Raw genomic sequence first — 19622 nt, 5'->3', positions numbered from 1 at the left:
GTTGACTCGGGGAACCCGCTCCGGGCGGTCGGCCGTCACTCCCTCAGCAGGTCCGGCACCCCGTCCTCGTCCGGCAGGTCCCGCTCCCCCGAGACCACCGTGAGCTGCTGCGTCGCCCGGGTCAGCGCCACGTACAGCACCCGCAGACCGGCCGGGGACTCGTCCGCGATCTCCGCGGGCGAGACGACCACCGTGGCGTCGTACTCCAGGCCCTTGGCCTCCAGGCTGCCCAGCGCCACGACCCGCTCCCCCAGCTCCGCGAGCCACTCGCGGGCCTGGGTGCGCCGGCTCATCGCGACGACCACACCGACCGTGCCGTCCACCTCCGCCAGCAGCCGGGCGGCCTCCTCCCGGACCGTGGCGGCCAGGTCCCCGTCGCGCACCTGCTCGAAGCGGGGTACCACTCCGGTCGAACGGACCGCGGCCGGCGACTCCATGCCCGGCATCGCCAGCGCCAGCACCTTCGCGGCCAGCTCCGCGATCTCCGCCGGGTTGCGGTAGTTGACGGTGAGGGTGAAGCGGCGGCGCGGCCGGGAGCCGAGCGCCTCGTCCCGCGCGGCGCCCGCCTCGTCCGGGTCGGACCAGGAGGACTGGGCCGGGTCGCCGACGATCGTCCAGGTGGCGTGCCGGCCCCGGCGGCCGACCATGCGCCACTGCATCGGGGTGAGGTCCTGCGCCTCGTCGACGATGACGTGGGCGTACTCGGTGCGCTCCGCCGCGAGCCGCTCGGCCCGCTCCCACTGGGTCTCCTCGCGCTGCGGCATCAGCTCCTCCAGGCCGGAGAGCTGGTCCAGCGGATCCGCCTCACGCTTGCGCCTGGGCCGGTTCGGGGTGCCGAGCAGCGCCTGCAACTCGTCCAGGAGCGCGACGTCGTGGACGGACAGCGGCCCGTCGCCGTCCGCGTCGAGACGCTTCAGGGACCTGGCCAGGCGGCGTACCTCGCCCTGGTTGAGGAGGCGCCGGGCCCAGCGGCTCAACCGCCTCTCGTCCGCCATCGCGGCCAGCACCCGGCGCGGCGTCAGCTCCGGCCACCAGGCGTCGAGGAACTCCAGGAACGGGGTCTCGGTGGAGACGTCCTCGTCGAACGACGAACGCAGCTCCGCGGCCAGCTGGGGGTCGGTGTAACGGCCGCGTCCGGAGGACCTGTTCCACAGGGCGTCCAGCAGCAGTTTGCGGGCGCGGGGGCGCAGCAGGTTGACCGGCGCGGTGCCGCCCAGCACGTTGTGCCGGATGCGCCGCAGCTCGTCGGCCTCCAGCTCGACCCGGGCCCCGAAGGCGACGACGCGCAGCCGGTCCGGGGTCGCCGCGGGCGCGGTCGGGCCGTCCGCCGGCTCCTCGCCGAAGGAGAGCTGGCCGTGCTCCTCGCGGGGCGCCGGTGCGGGCCGGCCCTGTTCCAGCGCGCCCCGGGCGGCCTTGCGCAGCACGTGGAGCATCCGGGAGGAGCCCTTGATCCGGGCCACCGCCGGCTCGTCGAAAGCGGTCGCGCCCTGGACGCCCGCGGCCTCGTCGGACAGCGAGCCGACCGCACGGATCGCGACCTGGCCCTCCTCGCCCAGCGAGGGCAGCACCCCTTCGGTGTACGCGACCAGGAGCGGGGTCGGCGAGACGATCAGGATGCCGCCCGCGTAGCGCCGCCGGTCCTGGTAGAGCAGGTACGCCGCCCGGTGCAGGGCGACCGCGGTCTTGCCGGTGCCCGGGCCGCCGGTGACCTCGGTGACGGAGGCGGCGGGGGCGCGGATGACCAGGTCCTGCTCGGCCTGGATGGAGGAGACGATGTCCCTCATGGTGTGGCTGCGGGCCTGGCCGAGCGCCGCCATGAGCGCGCCGTCCCCGATCACCGGCAGCTTCTCGCCGTCCAGGAGCGCCGTCAGCTCCGGGCGCATCAGGTCGTCCTCCACCCCGAGGACCTTGCGGCCCTTGGAGCGGATGACCCGGCGGCGTACGACGCGGCCCGGTTCCTTCGGGGTGGAGCGGTAGAACGGGGCGGCGGCCGGGGCCCGCCAGTCGATCACCAGCGGCGCGTAGTCGGAGTCCAGGACCCCGATCCGGCCGATGTGGAGCGTCTCGGCGATGTCGGCGGTGCCGTCCTCCCGCACGGTGTCGTCGGCCGGCTCGACGGAGGTGAACGCGCCGTCCGGGCCGCGCTCCCCGTCCTTGCCGAGCAGCAGATCGATCCTCCCGAAGAGGAAGTCCTCGAACTCGCTGTTCAGCCGATTGAGGTGGACCCCCGCCCGGAACACCTGGGCGTCCCGCTCCGCGAGCGCGCCGGGAGTACCGACCTGGCCGCGCTTGACGGCGTCGTTCATGAGGAATTCCGCCTCGTGGATCTTCTCTTCGAGGCGGTGATAAACACGGTCGAGATGCTTCTGTTCGACACCGATTTCCCGGTCCCGCAGCGATTCGACAGCGGCATCCTGCGCGGCCACCGAGGGCCCCCTTCTGACGTGCACTGGGCAGCCGTCAACCCTATGCGAACGGGGGCCCGAGCGCACCTGCCGACCGGATCCCGATCGCGCGTCGGCCCGGGCGGGCGCGGCGGGGCGCGGTTCCGTCCCCGGTACGACGGCCTCGCTTCCCCTTCCGGACCGCGCTCAGACCTCCGCCGGGCCGGGGTCCGCGCCGGTGGCCCGGCGTCGGTGCCGGGCGACCCGTTCGCGGTTGCCGCAGACCCGGCCGGAGCACCAGCGCCGCCTCCCGCCGCGCGAGGTGTCCAGGTAGAGGCGGTGGCACGCCTCTCCCTGGCAGCGGCGCAGGGCCGCCCGCGCGACCGGGTCGGTGAGCAGGTCGACCGCGTCCCTGGCGACGACGGCGAGGAGCCCCGCGCAGTCGGGCGGGGTGCTCAGGGCCCGTACCAGGACGCCGTCCGCGCCTCGCACCGCCCGGGGCCCCACAGGCGCCGCCGAGGCGGCGGCGTTCACCCGCTCCAGCGCGTCGCCGGCTTCGGGACCGTCGAGCTGAGCCTCCATCAGCCTGCCTATGGCGGAACGCAGTTCGTGGAAGCGGGCCACCCAGGTGTCGTCCAGCGCCGTCAGCGCGGTGCCCGGCGGGACGAGCCGGGCGTCGGTCAGCCACTGGGCCAGGCGCGCGGGCCCGTCGAGCTGTTCGCGGGTCCGGGGAGCCGCGCCCGCGGGCTCCGTGGCCACCAGGTCGAGACAGATCCGGCCCGCGCCGAACCGCCACTTCCGCGCACCTCCGCCTGCTGCCATGCTCCTGTCACCGCCTGGGTCGCCGGTGGAACGGCCGCCCCCAGAGTGCTCCTGTCGGGGCCCGGCCGGAACCCCCGCCGCCGCGCCGGCGCCACGGCCGCCCCGTACCGTGACGCCATGGACCACGACGGGGAGATACGCGTGAACGACCACGGCGGGGGCGTCACGCTCGCCTCCGACGGCCTGCTGCTGCGGCCGTGGCGCGAGGACGATCTGGCCGCGCTGCTGCGGGCGTACGACGATCCGGCGATGCGGCGGTGGCTGGCCACCCAGGTGTCCGGGCCGGACGCGGCGGCCGACTGGCTGGAGGCGCAGCGTACGGGGTGGGCGGCGGGCACCCGCTTCGCCTTCGCGGTGACGGGCACCGGGCGGGAGGACGGGCGGGAGGGCGAACTGCTCGGCAACGTCGTGCTGAAGCGATCCGCCCGTTCGGACGGCCGGGCCGAGGTGGGCTATTGGACGACGGCCCCGGCACGCGGGCGGGGTGTGGCGTCCGGGGCGCTGGCGGCCCTCACCGACTGGGCCTTCACGGACTTCCCCGGACCGGTCCCGGCCGGGCTGGACCTGCTCCACCAGGTGGACAACGCCGCCTCGTGCCGGGTGGCGGAGAAGTGCGGATACGCGCTGGCGCGCGTGATCCCGGCGCTGCCGCCCGACTATCCGCTGGACGGCCATGTGCATGCGCGCGAGGCTCCCGCGGCAGCGCTCAGGCCGCCGGCGGATCGTCGTGCAGAAGCCGCTGGAACAGGTGGTGGTCGCTCCAGCGGCCGTTGATGTGCAGATAGCCCGGAGCGGTGCCGATCCGCTCGAACCCGGCCTTGGCCAGCACGCGTTGGGAGGGGGCGTTGTCGGTGACGGTCGCCGCCTCGACGCGGTGCAGGCCCAGCCGGTCACGGGCCGCGTCGCAGACGGCGCCGACGGCGGCGGTGGCCAGCCCCCGGCCGGCGCGGTCCTCGCCGACCCAGTAGCCGAGGCGGGCGTTGCGGAAGGGCCCGCGCTCGACGCCCGAGAGGGTGAAGGCGCCGATGACCCGGTCGTCGGCGTCCGCGAGCACCCAGGGCATCGCCCGCCCGGCGTCCCGGTCGGCCAGCAGCGCGGTGAGCCGGGCGGCCTGGCCCTCGACGGTGTAGAAGGACTCGGGACGCACGGGTTCCCAGCGGCGCAGGTAGGCCCGGTTACGGGTGAGGGCCGCGGCGAAGGCGGGCGCGTCGGTGATCGCGGCGGGCCGGAGGACCACGTCGGGGGCCGACCGGTGGAGGGGATCGGTCATCCGGACACGCTAACCGGCGCCGGGCCCTTGGCCCCAGCGGGTCTCCCCGCCCGCCGTCCGCTCGCGCCCGCCCCCGGTACGGCCCTCCCCGCACAGCCTCAGCGGTCGTACTTCGTGTCCGCCGAGGGGTCCAGCGCCAGCCGGTAGCCGCGCTTCACGACCGTCTGGATCAGCCGGGGAGCCCCCAGCGCCGCGCGCAGCCGGGCCATCGCCGTCTCCACCGCGTGCTCGTCGCTGCCGCTGCCGGGCAGGGCCCGCAGCAGGTCGGCGCGGGCCACCACCCAGCCGGGGCGGCGGGCCAGCGCGCGCAGGAGGGCCATGCCCGCCGGCGGCACCGCGCGCAGCCCGTCGTCGACGAGGACGGCGTGGCCCCGGATCTCGACCCGGTGGCCGGCGACGGGCAGGGCGGGGGCGGCCGAGGGGAGCCGGGCGCACAACAGCTGGACAAGAGGGCCGAGCCGGAAGCGTTCCGGCTGGAGGGTGGCGATGCCCCGGGCCTGGAGCGGGAGAGCGGTGACCGGACCCACGCAGGCCACCAGCACATCGTCGCGCAGGGCGCCGAGCACCTCCGGGAGCAGCCCGCGGGTCTCGGCCCGGCCCAGGAAGGAGGCGGCGGCGGGGGCGCTGGTGAAGGTGATCGCGTCCAGGCCCCGGGCGGCCGTGACGTCGAGCATCCGGTCGAGCGGGGCGATGTCCTGCGGCGGCATCCAGCGGTAGACGGGGACGACCACGACGTCGGCGCCCGCGGCCGTCAGGGACTCGACGAAACCGGGCAGCGGTTCGCCGTGCAGCTGGAGGGCGACCCGCCGGCCGTCGACGCCTTCGGCGAGGAGCCGGTCGAGGACCTCGGCCATCGATTCGGACGCCGGCGACCATGCCTCGGACAGGCCGGCGGCCCGGACGGCGCCCTTGACCTTGGGACCCCGGGCGAGGAGCTCCACCCGGCCCAGCGTCTCCAGCAGGGCGTCGCCGACCCCCCAGCCGTCGGCCGCCTCGATCCAGCCGCGGAAGCCGATCGCGGTGGTGGCGACCACCACATCGGGGGCGCGGCCGATCAGCTCCCGGGTGGCGGCGAGGAGTTCGCTGTCGTCGGCGAGCTGCACGATCCGCAGGGCGGGGGCGTGCAGGACGGCGGCCCCGCGGCGTCCGAGGAGGGCGCCGAGCTCCTCGGCGCGACGGGCGGCGGTCACCCCGACGGTGAAGCCCGCGAGGGGGCCGTGCGTTGTGTCGTCGTCCTGCATGGCGTGTTCCCGGCTTCCCTGTTCCGCGCTGGTACGCGATGTGCGGAGACCCGAGACTGCCAACGGTGCGTGACAGGCTCGGTTCCCCCGTATTTCCCGGCCGTTACGTCGTACGACGCCCGGGGGTCCCCGGCGGCCCCCCTACACCTCCGCGTAGCCGAGCTGGGCCCGCGCGGGCACGGGTGCGGGGCGACGAAGGTATACCGCCCAGGTGAGGGCGAGACACACACCGTAGAAGACGAGGAAGGACCAGAAGGCCGCGGTTCCCGTGCCGGACGTCTGGAAGGACTGCCGGAAGGCGAGGTTGATGGCCAGCCCGCCGAGCCCGCCGACGGCCCCGATGAGGCCCATGGCCGCGCCGGAGAGCCGGCGTCCGCGGGCGGCGGCCGCCTCTCCGTCGAGCCCTCCGGCGAGGGCCTTGGCGTGGAAGATTCCGGGGATCATCTTGTACGTCGACCCGTTGCCGAGGCCCGTCAGGACGAACAGGGCGGTGAAACCGGTGAGGAAGACGGGCAGCGAGGCGCTCCCCGAGGCGTGGATGACGACACCGGTGGCGGCGGCCATCGCGGCGAAGGTGGCGAGGGTGATGCGCGCGCCGCCGTACCGGTCGGCGAGCCGGCCCCCGACGGGCCGGATCAGGGAGCCCAGCAGCGGGCCGATGAAGGTGAGCGATGCGGCCTGGAGCGGAGTCCTGCCGAACTGGGTCTGGAGTACGAGGCCGAAGGCGAAGCTGTAGCCGATGAACGAGCCGAAGGTGCCGATGTAGAGGACCGACATGATCCAGGTGTGCGGGTCGCGGACGGCCTCCAGCGCGGCCCCGGTGTCGTTCTTCACCGGCCGGAGGTTGTCCATGTACAGGGCGGCGCACACGGCGGCCAGGACGATCAGCGGGATGTAGACGCCGAGGACGATCCGGGGGTGTGCGGCCCCCAGCGTGCCGATGACGAGCAGGCCGATGAGCTGGACGACAGGGACGCCGATGTTGCCGCCGCCCGCGTTCAGACCGAGCGCCCAGCCCTTCTCGCGCAGCGGGAAGAAAGCGTTGATGTTGGTCATCGACGAGGCGAAGTTGCCGCCGCCGACCCCGGTGAGCGCCGCGACGGCCACGAAGGTGCCGTACGAGGTCCCGGGCTCCATCACCCAGAGAGCGGCCAGCGCCGGGACGAGCAGGCTCACGGCGCTGAAGACCGTCCAGTTGCGGCCGCCGAACCGGGCGACGGCGAAGGTGTACGGCACCCGCACCAGCGCGCCGACGAGGGTGGCGGTCGAGATGAGGAAGAACTTCCCGGCCGGGTCGACGCCGTACTCCGGGCCCATGAACAGGACCATCACCGACCACAGGGTCCAGACGGAGAATCCGATGTGCTCGGAGAGCACGGAGAACCACAGGTTGCGGCGGGCGACGCGTTCGCCCTTCTCCCGCCAGAACGCCTCGTCCTCCGGCTCCCAGGTCTCGATCCAACGGCCTGCCATCACGTGCCTCCACAGGGGGTCGGGGTGTCGTCCCCGACGCTAGGGAGCCCGCGTTTCGGCGCGGTGCCCTGAGGTGACCGGTGCGCAACCTCGCTCTCACCGGGCCGGAGGAGGCCCGGTGAGCCGGCCCCGCCGCCCGCCGCCCGGCCCGGCGGCCCGCGGCGGCTTCCGGCGCCGGTCATGCCGGACGCGGGAACAGCGACGACGGCTTCGCCCACAGCGTCGTAGACGTCAAGCCGACCCCTTCGGAGGGGAGTTGACCTGGGCCGATGACTGGGAGAGGCTGATCCGGCCGTTGTTCACGCGTACCCGGGGGGACTTCTCGCATGGCGACCACGACCGGAGGTCTGCGCGTCGGACCGGATTCGGCACCGGACCGCTACCGGTTGCGACGGTCCATCGGACGTGGCGGCGAGGCGGTCCTCTACCTCGCCGACCTGGAGCTGTCCGGCGAGGCCGAGCCCGTCGTGGTGAAGGTCCTGGACACCCGCACCACCATGACTCCCGAGGGCTTCGCCCGGATCAGCGCCGCCTGGAGCGACCAGGCCGAGCTGCTCCGCTTCGTGCACCGGGTCGGTGTGATCGGGGTACGGGAACACTTCGAGGGCCCGCCCCCGCACCCCCCGGGCCGGGCCGGGGAGAGCACCGGCCGCTGCCTGTACCTGGTGATGAACCACGTGGAGGGCCTGGACCTGCGGGACTGGCGGGCCGAGCGCACCGTGGAGACCCCCGCCGAGCGGCGCGAGGCCGTGCGCTGCCTGGAACAGCTTGCCGAGGTGCTGGACCGGTTGCACTCGGGAAGCGCCACCCCCTCGGGCCGCGTGGTGGTGCACGGCGACCTGTCGCCCGGCAACGTGATGGTCGACGCCGACGGCCAGGCCACCCTGGTCGACTTCGGGCTGAGCAAGCTCGCCCCCGAACACCGGACGGCCGAGGTCTGGTTCACCCCCGGGTTCGCCGCACCCGAGGTGCACGAGGGTGTACGGTCCCCGGCGGCCGACCGGTACGCGTTCGGGGCCATCGCCTACTTCCTGCTCAGCGGCGAGACCCCGCCCGCGACCCCGGAACAGCTGCGCGAGCGGTTCACCGCACTGCCGGAGGTCGCCGGTCTGCCGCCCGAGCGGCGGGCCGCCCTGCTCGCGCTGTACGACGCCGATCCCGGCCGCCGGCCCGCGTCGCTGACCGGCTGGGTGCGGCAGTTGCGCCCGGCGGTGGTGACGACGACGTCCCGCGCCCGCACGGCCACGGCACCGCCCCCGCCCGCTTCCCCGCCGCCGGGGGCGGCTCCGGGCGGGGTGGCGTCGCCGGGGGCCGCGCCCTCCGCGCGCCCGCATGGCATCGCGCCGCAGCCACCGCCGACGCAGCCTCCGGCGCCCGTGACAGCGCCGGACACGGGGCGCCCCCGCCCCAGGTACCCGCTGCCGCTGGTCGCGGCGGCAGCCGTGGCGCTGCTGGTGACCGGCGGAGTCCTGGGCTCCCAGTTGGCCTCGGGCGACGGCGGGACGGCCTCGGGCCGGAGCCCGGAGCCGACCGCCTCGCTCACCGGGACGACCCCCTCGGCCACGGAGCCGGGTCCGTCGCCGAGCGAGGCGCCGGGTGGCGCGTCCCCACAGCCGGCGGGAGATCCCTCCGCCTCCCCCGACACCAGCGGCTCCGCCACGCCCGCCGACCCGCAGCCTCAGTCCCTGACGGCGCTGACGCCGGTCGACGGCATCGATTTCTCCACCGAGCCGGTCGTCCTGAACACCCGGAGCTTCGACACGGCGCTGAGCGTGGGCATGCCCTGCATGAAAGGGAACTCCACCGAGTACAACCTGGGGCGCGCCTGGTCCACCCTCCGCTTCACCGGCGGCGTCTCGGACAGTTCGCCCCGGTCGCAGGGCAAAGTGACCCTTCTGGGCGACGGCAAGATCCTTGCCTCCGGGACACTGTCCCTGGGCAAGGAACGGGCCTTCGAGGTGCCGGTCACCGACGTGCTGCGGCTGCGCATCACGGTCGACAGGGTCTCGGGCGAGTGCGGCCGGGAAGTCCGGGCCGCACTCGCCGACCCCGTACTGGAGCCCTGACGCGCCCCGGCGGGAGTACTCCCGGGCATGGGAAAAGCCTCCGCCCCGCGAGTGAACTCGCGGGGCGGAGGCTTACATGGGGTGGTGGAGATGGCGGGAATCGAACCCGCGTCCAACGGTGCGGAACCAGGGCTTCTCCGAGTGCAGTCCGCTGCGCTTTTCTCGGCCCCGGAGGTCACGCGAACAAGCCTCCGACAGGCCCAGCCACTGTTTGATTTCCTTCTCGGCCCCGTGGCCGGGCCGAGAAGTTTAGATCCCTAGTTGATGCCAGGATCCGGGTCGGGATCACTCCCGGGCTGACACTCCGCAGAGTCTTCGCTTAGCTGCTAATTAGGCAGCGAGGGCGAAGGCGGAGGAATCGCGCTTGGAATTGGCGATTATTGTTTGCGACATATGGTTTACGAGATCATTGCCGCTTCCTCGACTCGCTTCCCCTGCTTCGACATCCGCTGTCGAAACCGATCATCCCCATGTTGTTTTTTCAATCCACGCACCCTCGCCGGGGTGCGCAGCCCATCGTACGTGACCAACGCCGGACGATGCCACCGTATTCCCGCCCGGACGCCGCCCCCGCCGGGACGGGCCCCGCTCAGGCGCTGCGCTGCCGCCGGCGGGCCGCCGAGATCGCACGGTTCGTCTCCCGCGTGTCCTGCTTCTCACGGAGCGTCTGCCGCTTGTCGTACTCCTTCTTGCCCTTCGCGAGCGCGATCTCGACCTTGACCCGGCCGTCCTTGAAGTACAGCGCGAGCGGCACGATGGTGTGCCCGCTCTCCTGGGACTTCGACTCCAGCTTGTCGATCTCGGCCCGGTGCAGCAGCAGCTTGCGCTTCCGCTTGGCCGTGTGGTTGGTCCAGGTGCCCTGGACGTACTCGGGCACGTGGATGTTGTGGAGCCACGCCTCGTGGCCGTCGATCTGGACGAAGCCGTCGACGAGGGAGGCCCGTCCCATGCGCAGGGACTTGACCTCCGTCCCCATGAGAACGAGACCGCACTCGTAGGTGTCGAGGATCGTGTAGTCGTGCCGCGCCTTCTTGTTCTGCGCGATCATCTTGCGCCCGGTGTCTTTTTCCTTCGCCATAGTGCGGTCATTTTCGCACTACGACCCGCCCCCGAGGCCACTCAATACCGTCTCGGCCCGCTGCTGGGCCCTCTCCCGCACCACGAGGTCGGGTGTGATGCCCTTGCCGTCGACGTTCCGCCCGGCCGGGGTGCGGTAGTGGCCGACGGTCAGCTCGGCCACCGAACCGCCCGGAAGCTCGCTGGGCATCTGCACGGAGCCCTTGCCGAAGGTGGGCGAGCCGACGGTGACAGCGCGGCCCCGGTCCTGGAGCGCGCCGGTCAGCAGCTCGGCGGCGCTCATCGTGCCGCCGTCGACCAGGACGACGACCGGCCGGTCCGTGTCACCGCCCGGGTCGGCGTACAGGGCCTGCTCCTCGCCGCGCACGTCGTACGTGGCGACCAGGCCGCCGTCCAGGAAGGCGGAGGCGGCGACGACGGCCTCGGCGACGAGTCCGCCGGAGTTGGCGCGCAGGTCGAGGAGTATCCCGGCCCCGTCGGGGGCGTCGCGGACCGCGTCCCGGACGTCGGCCCCCGCGCCCTTGGTGAAAGCGGCGACCTTGATCATGACCGTCGGGGAGGGCGCGGCCCCCAGCCGCCGCACGGTGACCGCGTCGGTGGTCAGCCGGGCCCGCTCCAGGGTCTCGGTCCAGCTCCGCCCCTTCCGGACCAGCCCGAGCTCCACCCGGGTGCCCTCGGCCTCTCCCGTACCGTCACCGCGGAGTAACGCGACGACCTCCGCGACCGGGCGTCTACCGACCGCGCGGCCGTCCAGCGTGCGCAGCAGGTCGCCGGCGCGGATGCCGGCCCGGTCGGCGGGGCCGCCGGCCTGCACACGGGAGACCGCGACGTCACCGTGGGCGGTGCGCCGGGCGGAGAGCCCGACGCCGGTGTAGGAGCCGTCCAGCGCCTGCTCGAACTCCTCGTACTCCCGCTCGTCGTAGACCGCGCCCCAGCGGTCCCCGCTGCGGCTGACGACCTCCTCGGCGGCGTCCTTCACGGACTTCCCGTCCGCCTCGGCCTCGGCGGCGGCGCCCTCGATCTCCTCGCGGTCGACCGGGGCGACGGAGGAGGAGACGGCACGGGTCTGCGTCACGGTCCCGGCATCCGCATCGGAACCCCGCGGCAGCGAACCGGTCGCCGCGGCGGTGGCGAGCGCGCATCCGAAGACCAACGTCAGGGCCGCCCCGCGGCGAACGCCGCGGGGCCCGAAGCGGTGCGCAGAGCCCGGCATGGCGACGAGTCTAGGACAGGCCCTCCGGGGCGCGCGGGCGATCGCCCGTGCGCCCCAGGGGGCACATGTCACACCTTCAGGTACTTGCGCAACGCGAAGAGAGCGGCGACGGCGGGCATCAGCAGGCCGATCGCGAGCACCAGTGGAAGCTTGGTGAGGACCGCGTCCCAGCCGATGAAGTTGATCAGGTTCAGCTTCTCCTGGAGGGCGAGGCCGCCGTCGATCAGGAAGTACCGGCCGCCGAGCAGCATGGCGCAGGCCAGCACGCCACCGATCAGGCCGGCGACGGCCGCCTCCATGATGAAGGGGGCCTGGATGTAGAAGCCGGAGGCACCCACGAGGCGCATGATGCCCGTTTCACGTCTCCGGCTGAACGCGGAGACGCGCACGGTGTTGACGATCAGGATCAGCGCGATGACCAGCATCAGGATCATCACGTAGATCGCGACGACGTTCATGCCGTTCATCAGCTCGAAGAGGTTGTCCAGGATGGACCGCTGGTCCTGGACGGACTGCACCCCGTCCCGCCCGGCGAACGCCGTCGCGACGACCTTGTACTTCTGCGGGTCGTCCAGCTTGACCCGGAAGGACTCCTGCATCTGGTCGGGCGTGATGTTGCCCGCCATCGGGGAGTCGCCGAACTGCTCCTGGTAGTGCTTGTACGCCTCGTCGACCGTCTCGAAGTGGACCGTCTCGACGGCGTCCATCTTCTCCAGGTCGGCCTTGATCTGCTCCCTCTGCTCCTTGGTGACGGCCCCCTTGGCGCACTTGGGCATGTCCTTGGCGTCGTTCTTGTTGCAGAGGAAGATCGAGACGTTGACCTTGTCGTACCAGTAGTCCTTCATCGTGCTGACCTGCTCGCGCATCAGCAGCGCACCGCCGAACAGGGCGAGCGAGAGGGCGACGGAGACCACGACCGCGAAGGTCATCGTGAGGTTGCGGCGGAGACCGACGCCGATCTCCGACAGGACGAACTGGGCGCGCATGGCGTCCTTTCAGTACTCGATGCTCGAAATGCACGAAGGGCCGGAGCCCCTCGGTCAGTGCTGGTAGCCGTAGACGCCGCGTGCCTGGTCGCGTACGAGACGGCCCTGCTCGAGCTCGATGACGCGCTTGCGCATCTGGTCGACGATGTTCTGGTCGTGGGTCGCCATGATCACGGTGGTGCCGGTCCGGTTGATCCGGTCCAGCAGCTTCATGATGCCCACGGAGGTCTGCGGGTCGAGGTTGCCGGTCGGCTCGTCCGCGATCAGCAGCATGGGGCGGTTCACGAAGGCGCGGGCGATGGCCACGCGCTGCTGCTCACCACCGGAGAGCTCACCGGGCATCCGCTCCTCCTTGCCGCCGAGGCCGACGAGGTCGAGGACCTGGGGCACGGCCTTGCGGATCTCGCCGCGGGGCTTGCCGATGACCTCCTGCGCGAAGGCCACGTTCTCCGCGACCGTCTTGTTGGGCAGCAGGCGGAAGTCCTGGAAGACCGTCCCCAACTGGCGGCGCATCTGCGGCACCTTCCAGTTGGACAGCCGCGCGAGGTCCTTGCCGAGCACGTGGACCATGCCCGTGCTGGCGCGCTCCTCGCGCAGGATCAGTCGCATGAAGGTCGACTTGCCGGAGCCGGAGGACCCCACCAGGAAGACGAACTCACCCTTCTCGATGTCCAACGAGACATCGCGCAGAGCCGGTCGGGTCTGCTTCGGGTAGGTCTTGGAGACGTTGTCGAATCGGATCACGGATGCACCACGGTCGGCCGGGAGTAGGTGAGCGTGACCATACGCGAACCGGGCTCAGGCGTGCAGTCGGCGTCCGGCAATGGGCGTTTTATGATGGATCGGCCTCCGGAAGGAGACGGGTCGTGCCGGACCTTGTCCGGCGGGACGCGCCGAAAGCGCCGCGAGCTGGCACAGTGGTGGGGGGAACGGTTGCGTTTCCGTGAGCGTTGTGCGGAGAGAAAGCAGGCAAGCGGCTCCGCCGCGCGGGAGGAGGAATGCGCATGACCTATGACCGACTGGTGTGCGCGAACTGCGCGGCGCCCGTGAGCGAGGGCCGCTGCCGCGTCTGCCGTGCCGTGCGGCAGCAGATGCTGGAGGAGCAGGGCCAGGGCCCGCTGGCCGGGATGAGCCCGGCCACGTTGATCGCCCTGATGGTGGTCCTGCTGACCGCGCTCGCGCTGCTGGCGCACCAAGCGGCCTGATCCGGCCCGCACGGCCCCCGGGGGCCGTCCCTCGTCGCCCTGTCGGGGCTGACGGACGCACACGTACGCGTACGCGTACGGCCGCCTGAGCGGTTCCGGACGCGCGGAAGGGCCCGGGAGGCGTTGTACGCCCTCCCGGGCCCTTCGTCATGCTGTGCCGTGCCGCGTGCGGGTCCGGCGTGCGCCCGCTACGCGTCGGTACGGTCCGTCGCGGACCTAGGCGACCGTCTGGCCGCCGCCGACGAGGCGCGGCAGGATGCGGAAGCCGATGCCGCCCGCGATCATCGTCGCGGCGCCGATGACCAGGAAGGTCGTCTCCGCCGCACCGGTCTCGGCGAGCTCTTCCTTGCCCTTGCTCTGCTCGACCGGCTTGTTGCCGACGCTGTCGGTGTCCGTGTTGTCGGTGCACTCGGCGCCGTCGGAGTCGACGGTGCAGGTGCCGACGTCGTCGCCGTCAGTGTCCGGGGAAGACGGGTCCGTCGGATCGGTGGGGTCAGTCGGGTCCGTCGGATCGGTGGGGTCCGTGGGGTCGGTGGGGTCGGTGGGGTCCGTCGGGTCGACCGGCGGGTCAACCGGCGGGTCAACCGGCGGGTCCACGGGCGGGTCGACCGGCGGGTCCACCGGCGGGTCCACCGGCGGGTCCACGGGCGGGTCCACGGGCGGGTCCACGGGCGGGTCGACCGGCGGGTCCACCGGCGGGTCCACCGGCGGGTCGACCGGCGGGTCAACGGGCGGGTCAACCGGCGGGTCAACCGGCGGGTCAACCGGCGGGTCGATCGGGCCGCCCGGGTTGTTCGGGTCCTCCGGGTTGGTCGGGTCCTCCGGGTTGGTCGGGTCGTCGTCCCCGTCCAGCAGGCCCGCCTGGACGTGCACACCGGTGCCGTCTTCGGCGTCCACACCGATACCGATGCCGACCGCCTGCGCCGCACCGGCAGCGGTCAGCGAAGCGCCCGCGGCGATAACCGCGCCAGCGGCGATCCGCGCGACGCGCATTCGCGTCTTCTTCGTCATGTGTTGCTACCCCCAGTAGCCGATCTCGTCATTGGAGCAGCCGTATGCGGGCCGTGGGCCCCACGGGGAATCTTCGCTCGGCGAGGCCACGTCGTGCCGTGGTCACCCCGCCCGCCCCCCGGTTCACACCCGTCCCAGACATACGCATGCTGCTCCAGCACCCTGGCCAGAGTTAAGGATTACGTCAAGGCCGTTCCGTGCACTACACACCGGTATGGGGGTTCTTGACGGCTATTCGGAAGCACGACTGTGACGCATCGGGCACGGGTTCTCCCCGATCCGGCCGGACCCGCCACGGCAGAGGGCCCGGACAGTCACCTGTCCGGGCCCGACTCCCTGCTGTCGCCGCTACTTCGAGCGCTGCTTGCGCCAGCGGATGCCCGCCTCGACGAAGCCGTCGATCTCGCCGTTGAAGACCGCTTCGGGGTTGCCCATCTCGAACTCCGTACGGAGGTCCTTGACCATCTGATACGGGTGCAGGACGTACGAACGCATCTGGTTGCCCCAGGAGTTGCCGCCGTCGCCCTTGAGCGCGTTCATCTTCGCCTGCTCCTCCTGGCGGCGGCGCTCAAGCAGCTTCGCCTGGAGGACGTTCATCGCGGACGCCTTGTTCTGGATCTGCGAGCGCTCGTTCTGGCAGGAGACGACGATGCCGGTGGGCAGGTGGGTCAGACGGACCGCCGAGTCCGTGGTGTTGACGCCCTGTCCGCCCGGGCCCGAGGAGCGGTACACGTCCACACGCAGCTCGGACTCGTCGATCTCGATGTGGTCGGTCCGCTCGACCACCGGGAGCACCTCGACGCCCGCGAAGGACGTCTGACGGCGGCCCTGGTTGTCGAAGGGCGAGATGCGGACCAGGCGGTGGGTGCCCTGCTCGACGGAGAGTGTGCCGTAGGCGTACGGGACCTGGACGGCGAAGGTGGTCGACTTGATGCCGGCCTCTTCGGCGTACGCGGTCTCGTAGACCTCGGTCTTGTAGTTGTGCCGCTCGGCCCAGCGCATGTACATGCGCTGGAGCTTCTCCGCGAAGTCGGCCGCGTCGACGCCGCCAGCCTCGGCCCGGATGGTCACCAGCGCCTCGCGCGCGTCGTACTCGCCGGAGAGGAGGGTGCGGACCTCCATCTCGTCCAGCGCCTTCTTCACCGACTCCAGCTCGGCCTCGGCCTCGGCCTGGGTGTCGGCGTCGCTCTCGTCCGCGGCGAGCTCGAAGAGGACTGCGAGGTCGTCGATGCGGCCGCGCAGGGTCTCCGCCTTGCGGACCTCGGCCTGGAGGTGCGAAAGCTTGCTGGTGATCTTCTGAGCCGCCTCCGGGTCGTCCCACAGGGACGGCGCCGCAGCCTGCTCCTCGAGCGCGGCGATGTCCGCCCTCAGCGCATCCAGGTCCAGGACGGCCTCGATCGACCCCATGGTCGAGGAGAGGGACTTCAGCTCTTCGGAAATATCGACGACTGCCACGGGTCCAGCGTAACGGCTGGGCGGCTGAACCTTCCCCCCGCCCGGAAACCGGATGCCCGTCCGTGCCCGAGTGAGGGCTCCCGGCGGCCCTGCCGGCGGGCGTGCGGCCCCCTCCTACGGGGTCGCCGGGGCCGAGTTCTCGCTGTCCTGGGGCGCCTGGTTCCCGTCGTCGCCGCCGATGGCCAGCCGGCCGCCGACCGCCACGGCCGCGCAGAGGACCAGGGCGGCGACACCGAGGGTGATGCGGCGCTTGCGGACGGCCGCCGCCTTGTTGCGGGCGGAGCCGGGCCGGGGCCTGCCCGGGGCGCGGGGGGCGCGGGCCGTTCCCAGCGGGCCGCCCGCCAGTTCGTCGGGGGCCGGGACGCGCATGCTCGTGTGGGTATCCCGGTTGGAGTCGGGGGCGGAGCCGGGCACCAGGGGGACCGCCCCGCGGCGGCGGGGCTCCTCGGGGGCCGGGGTGTACTGCTGCTCGTCGTAGGCGGGGGGCCGCTCGTCGCTCTCCTCCGGTCCGGGCTCGTCCACCTCCAGCGGGGGTATCCCCGCCAGCAGGGGCAGCAGATCGCGCAGCCGGGCGGCGAGCTCCGAGGCGCGCAGCCGGGAGGCCGGGGCCTTGGCCAGGCACTGGACCAGGAGCTGCCAGAGCTCCTCGGGGATGCCGGGGAGGGGGACGACGGTCTCGGTCACGTGCCGGCGCAGGACCGCACCGGGGTGGCCCCCGCCGAAGGGCGTGAACCCGGCGAGCAGCTCGTAGAGCACGGTCGCCAGGGCGTAGATGTCGACGGCCGCGCGCGGCGGGAGGCCCTCGACGATCTCGGGGGCCAGGTAGTCCGGCGTACCGATGATCTTCGTGGACTTGGTGCGGCGCGGGGTGTCGATCAGCTTGGCGACGCCGAAGTCGGTGAGCAGGGCGGGGTGCGCGCCGCCCGGACCGAGCGGGCCCTCCATGTCCAGCAGGATGTTCTCGGGCTTGACGTCCCGGTGGACCACCTGGGCCTTGTGCGCGGCGGCCAGTCCGTCGGCGACGTCGGCGATGATCGCGGCGGCGGCCTCGGGGGCGAGGCGACGCTCACGGTCCAGGCGGGTGCGCAGGTCGGTGCCGCGTACGAGCGTCATGACCAGCGCCAGGTCGTTGCCGTCCACCACGAGGTCCCGGACGGCGACCACGTGCGGGTGGTCGAGCCCGAGCAGGGCGGTGCGCTCCCGCACGAAGCGGCCCACGAGCTCCTGGTCGGACGCGAGGTCCTCGCGGAGCAGCTTGATGGCGACCGGCCCCTCGGGCCCTTCGCCGAGCCATACCGTGCCGGCGCTGCCGCGCCCCAGGATCTGGTGGGCCGTGTACCGGCTGCCGATATTCCGTGCCAAGACTGCTCCCTCAGCGGCTGGCGGTGGACCCCCGGTCGACAAAGTTACGCCGCGTTCGGGGTGTCACGTGCCCTGGATGGCACCGACCTTCACTTCTCCGGGCCAAATGGACCCGGAGAAGTCGACAAAGGGACAGAGTTACGGGCCCGGGGCGGGCGGAGCCGTCCGGGCGGCCTTCACGGGGCCGTAGCGGTCCGGGCCCGCCCGGCCGCTGTCCGGCGGGGCCGTCCGTCCGGCACGGGCGCCCGCCCGGCCGCCGCGGGTCAGGCCCCGCCCGAACCGCCGGCGCTGTCGCCGATCTCGGAGACCCATTCGGTGACCGTGCCGATCGCGTCGCCGATCGCTTCCCAGTAGCCCTTGCCCTGGGCGACCCAGTCCTGCAGCGGGGTCAGCTCCCAGATGAGCCAGCCGGCGACGATCAGGAGCACCACGGTGAACAGGCAGCCCTTGAGGCAGCCGAGCCCGGGGATGCGCATCGGGTTGGCGCCGCGCTGCCTCGGCGGACGCGGCTCGCGCGGCGGGCGCGCGGCCGGCTGCTGGGGCTGCGGCGGCTGCGGTGCGTACTGCTGCCGCTGGGGCTGCGGTGCCTGCGGCTGCTGGTAGCGCTGCGGCTGATGCTGCTGCTGCGGCTGGTGTTGCTGCGGGTACTGCTGGTGCTGCGGGGGCGGCTGGCGCCGCTGGGGCGGCTGCTGCTGGTGCTGCTGCGGGGGCGGCTGCCGGCGCTGGGGCCGGCGGCGCAGCGGGTCCTGGCTCGGGTCGAGGTACTGGACCTGGGTCTGGTCGTTGCGGTCGCGGGCCGCCTGGAGCTGTGACTGCCAGGGGTGCGGGCCGTCCGGCTGGGCCGGTGCGTCGGGGCGCTGCGGCACGGGCGGCATGACGGCGGTCGGGTCTGCGTGGCCGCCGGGCGCCTGGCCGGGGCCGCCCTGGCCCTCGGGGCCGGTCTGCGGGAGCACGCTGGTGGCGGCGGCGGGGTCGAAGGAGCCCGCGTTGCTCGGCAGCACCTGCGTGGGGTCGGCCGCGCCCGGGGTCTCCGGGACGGCCGCGGGCGCCGGGTCGGGGGCGAGCAGCGCGCCCACCCCTTCGGCCGCGGCGATCTGGGCCGAGTTCGCGTGGACGCCGATGCCCGAGGCGACCGTACGCAGTCCGCGGGCCAGGTTCTCGGCGCTGGGCCGCCGGTCGGGGTCCTTGCTCAAACAGCGCTCTATGACCGTCCACAGCGGCGCGGGGACGGTGGAGGGGCGGCTGGGCTCCTCGCTGAGGTGCCGGTGCAGGACTTCGAGGGCGGTGCCCCCGGCGAACGGCGGGCGGCCGGTGACCAGCTCGTACAGCAGGATGCCCGCGCCGTAGACGTCGACGGCGGAGGTCTGCGGGCGGCCCTCGGCGGACTCCGGCGCCACATACGCGGGGGTGCCGACGAACTCGTGGGTCCGGGTCAGGCCCGGGGAGTCGGCCAGGCGCGCGATGCCGAAGTCGGTGAGCATCGGGTGCATCTGGCCGTCGCGCTCGTCGAGCAGCACGTTGGCGGGCTTGAGGTCGCGGTGGACGACGCCGTCGGCGTGGCTGGCGGCGAGCGCGTCCGCGATCTGCGCGGTGAGCAGGGCGGCGGCGACCGGGGTGAGCGGTCCGTTCTCGCGGAGATAGCGGTGCAGGTCGGGGCCGTCGATCAGGTCCATGACCAGGGCGAGGAGATCGCCCTCGACGACGAGGTCCCGGGTGCGCACGATGTTCGGGTGCGTGAGCCGCAGCAGGACGGAGCGCTCCCGCAGGAACCGCATCACGACGTCGGCGTCGTTGGCGAGCTCCTCCTTGAGGACCTTGATCGCCACGGTCTCGCCCGGCTGACCCGCGACGGCTGCCTCGGCGCCCGCGGTCTCCCGCTGGCGGGCTCGCCAGACGGTGCCCGTGGCGCCGCGTCCGAGCGGCTCCTCGAGCAGGTACTTGCTGCCTACCGGCCGCACGTCATGCGCTCCCTGCTGATCGTGGTGCTGCGGTCCCCCCGGCCCGCCCGAATGTTCCGGCCCACTGTAGTGCCGCCGAACGGGGCACCGGGGGCTCAC

General features: G+C 72.9%; 16 protein-coding genes and 1 other RNA gene. 3 read left to right on the top strand and 14 right to left on the bottom strand.

Translation table 11 applies throughout. The features are described 5' to 3' along the window. Nucleotides 1-35: 35 nt before the first annotated feature. Both ACIQMU_RS25100 and ACIQMU_RS25095 read right to left on the bottom strand, forming a co-directional pair. Entirely contained in the window at nt 36-2426 is a 2391-nt protein-coding gene (locus tag ACIQMU_RS25100; RefSeq protein WP_402689729.1) for a HelD family protein, read from the bottom strand. A gap of 165 nt (nt 2427-2591) precedes the next feature. After that, nucleotides 2592-3206 (bottom strand): CGNR zinc finger domain-containing protein, encoded by a 615-nt coding sequence (locus ACIQMU_RS25095; protein ID WP_402689728.1) that lies wholly within the window; start codon nt 3204-3206, stop codon nt 2592-2594. 117 nt (nt 3207-3323) lie between these two features. Here ACIQMU_RS25095 and ACIQMU_RS25090 point away from each other — a divergent pair, with 117 nt between their 5' ends. After that, nucleotides 3324-3980 carry a GNAT family N-acetyltransferase gene (locus ACIQMU_RS25090; RefSeq protein ID WP_402689727.1) on the top strand — a complete coding sequence of 219 codons (657 nt, stop codon included), beginning with the start codon at nt 3324-3326 and terminating at the stop codon, nt 3978-3980. On the opposite strand, the gene ACIQMU_RS25085 is transcribed toward ACIQMU_RS25090, so the two are convergent. From ACIQMU_RS25085 to ACIQMU_RS25075, 3 genes are all read right to left on the bottom strand, one after another. Continuing rightward, entirely contained in the window at nt 3913-4476 is a 564-nt protein-coding gene (locus tag ACIQMU_RS25085; protein ID WP_402689726.1) for a GNAT family N-acetyltransferase, read from the bottom strand. The genes ACIQMU_RS25090 and ACIQMU_RS25085 overlap by 68 nt on opposite strands. A gap of 98 nt (nt 4477-4574) precedes the next feature. Beyond that, entirely contained in the window at nt 4575-5717 is a 1143-nt protein-coding gene (locus ACIQMU_RS25080; RefSeq protein WP_402689725.1) for a uroporphyrinogen-III synthase, read from the bottom strand. A gap of 141 nt (nt 5718-5858) precedes the next feature. Beyond that, nucleotides 5859-7190, bottom strand: a complete 1332-nt coding sequence (locus ACIQMU_RS25075; RefSeq protein ID WP_352241257.1) for a nitrate/nitrite transporter — start codon at nt 7188-7190, stop codon at nt 5859-5861. Nucleotides 7191-7516: 326 nt separating this feature from the next. Here ACIQMU_RS25075 and ACIQMU_RS25070 point away from each other — a divergent pair, with 326 nt between their 5' ends. Next, nucleotides 7517-9256 carry a protein kinase domain-containing protein gene (locus ACIQMU_RS25070; RefSeq protein WP_352241256.1) on the top strand — a complete coding sequence of 580 codons (1740 nt, stop codon included), beginning with the start codon at nt 7517-7519 and terminating at the stop codon, nt 9254-9256. Nucleotides 9257-9338: 82 nt separating this feature from the next. Here ACIQMU_RS25070 and ssrA read toward each other — a convergent pair. The 5 genes from ssrA to ftsE form a co-directional block, all read right to left on the bottom strand. Then, nucleotides 9339-9726: a transfer-messenger RNA gene (gene ssrA, locus ACIQMU_RS25065) on the bottom strand. Nucleotides 9727-9845: 119 nt separating this feature from the next. Beyond that, entirely contained in the window at nt 9846-10334 is a 489-nt protein-coding gene (gene smpB, locus ACIQMU_RS25060; RefSeq protein ID WP_352241255.1) for an SsrA-binding protein SmpB, read from the bottom strand. Between the two features lie 18 nt (nt 10335-10352). Continuing rightward, entirely contained in the window at nt 10353-11546 is a 1194-nt protein-coding gene (locus ACIQMU_RS25055; RefSeq protein WP_402689724.1) for a S41 family peptidase, read from the bottom strand. 68 nt (nt 11547-11614) lie between these two features. Continuing rightward, nucleotides 11615-12532, bottom strand: coding sequence for a permease-like cell division protein FtsX (ftsX, locus tag ACIQMU_RS25050; RefSeq protein ID WP_352241252.1), 918 nt, complete (start codon nt 12530-12532; stop codon nt 11615-11617). Nucleotides 12533-12586: 54 nt separating this feature from the next. Continuing rightward, complete coding sequence (ftsE, locus tag ACIQMU_RS25045; RefSeq protein WP_003968787.1) at nt 12587-13276, bottom strand: cell division ATP-binding protein FtsE; 690 nt, start codon at nt 13274-13276, stop codon at nt 12587-12589. 260 nt (nt 13277-13536) lie between these two features. On the opposite strand from ftsE, the gene ACIQMU_RS25040 reads away from it, so the two are divergent. Then, entirely contained in the window at nt 13537-13737 is a 201-nt protein-coding gene (locus tag ACIQMU_RS25040) for a hypothetical protein (RefSeq protein ID WP_073215778.1), read from the top strand. A gap of 216 nt (nt 13738-13953) precedes the next feature. Here ACIQMU_RS25040 and ACIQMU_RS25035 read toward each other — a convergent pair whose 3' ends face one another. From ACIQMU_RS25035 to ACIQMU_RS25020, 4 genes are all read right to left on the bottom strand, one after another. Then, nucleotides 13954-14748: a hypothetical protein gene (locus tag ACIQMU_RS25035; RefSeq protein ID WP_402689723.1), complete on the bottom strand. Its 795-nt coding sequence runs from the start codon at nt 14746-14748 to the stop codon at nt 13954-13956. Nucleotides 14749-15096: 348 nt separating this feature from the next. Beyond that, entirely contained in the window at nt 15097-16203 is a 1107-nt protein-coding gene (gene prfB / locus ACIQMU_RS25030) for a peptide chain release factor 2 (protein WP_356729863.1), read from the bottom strand. Nucleotides 16204-16317: 114 nt separating this feature from the next. Then, the gene (locus tag ACIQMU_RS25025; RefSeq protein WP_352241249.1) at nt 16318-17565 is read right to left on the bottom strand and encodes a serine/threonine-protein kinase; all 1248 of its coding nucleotides are present in this window, start codon (nt 17563-17565) and stop codon (nt 16318-16320) included. A gap of 263 nt (nt 17566-17828) precedes the next feature. After that, on the bottom strand, nt 17829-19523 hold the full coding sequence (locus ACIQMU_RS25020; protein WP_402689722.1) for a serine/threonine-protein kinase: 1695 nt from the start codon (nt 19521-19523) through the stop codon (nt 17829-17831). Nucleotides 19524-19622 lie beyond the last annotated feature (99 nt).

The sequence above is a fragment of the Streptomyces sp. NPDC091649 genome (assembly GCF_044756785.1).
Lineage (GTDB): Bacteria > Actinomycetota > Actinomycetes > Streptomycetales > Streptomycetaceae > Streptomyces.
Note: the sequence above shows the minus strand (reverse complement) of the source record. Positions and strands in the feature narration are given on the sequence as shown.

What these genes read in the sequence shown, in the direction of transcription:
- ACIQMU_RS25095 (WP_402689728.1), bottom strand. Translation starts at nt 3,206, where the DNA reads ATGGCAGCAGGCGGAGGTGCGCGGAAGTGGCGGTTCGGCGCGGGCCGG.
- ACIQMU_RS25090 (WP_402689727.1), top strand. Translation starts at nt 3,324, where the DNA reads ATGGACCACGACGGGGAGATACGCGTGAACGACCACGGCGGGGGCGTC.
- ACIQMU_RS25085 (WP_402689726.1), bottom strand. Translation starts at nt 4,476, where the DNA reads ATGACCGATCCCCTCCACCGGTCGGCCCCCGACGTGGTCCTCCGGCCC.
- ACIQMU_RS25080 (WP_402689725.1), bottom strand. Translation starts at nt 5,717, where the DNA reads ATGCAGGACGACGACACAACGCACGGCCCCCTCGCGGGCTTCACCGTC.
- ACIQMU_RS25075 (WP_352241257.1), bottom strand. Translation starts at nt 7,190, where the DNA reads ATGGCAGGCCGTTGGATCGAGACCTGGGAGCCGGAGGACGAGGCGTTC.
- ACIQMU_RS25070 (WP_352241256.1), top strand. Translation starts at nt 7,517, where the DNA reads ATGGCGACCACGACCGGAGGTCTGCGCGTCGGACCGGATTCGGCACCG.
- smpB (WP_352241255.1), bottom strand. Translation starts at nt 10,334, where the DNA reads ATGGCGAAGGAAAAAGACACCGGGCGCAAGATGATCGCGCAGAACAAG.
- ACIQMU_RS25055 (WP_402689724.1), bottom strand. Translation starts at nt 11,546, where the DNA reads ATGCCGGGCTCTGCGCACCGCTTCGGGCCCCGCGGCGTTCGCCGCGGG.
- ftsX (WP_352241252.1), bottom strand. Translation starts at nt 12,532, where the DNA reads ATGCGCGCCCAGTTCGTCCTGTCGGAGATCGGCGTCGGTCTCCGCCGC.
- ACIQMU_RS25040 (WP_073215778.1), top strand. Translation starts at nt 13,537, where the DNA reads ATGACCTATGACCGACTGGTGTGCGCGAACTGCGCGGCGCCCGTGAGC.
- ACIQMU_RS25035 (WP_402689723.1), bottom strand. Translation starts at nt 14,748, where the DNA reads ATGACGAAGAAGACGCGAATGCGCGTCGCGCGGATCGCCGCTGGCGCG.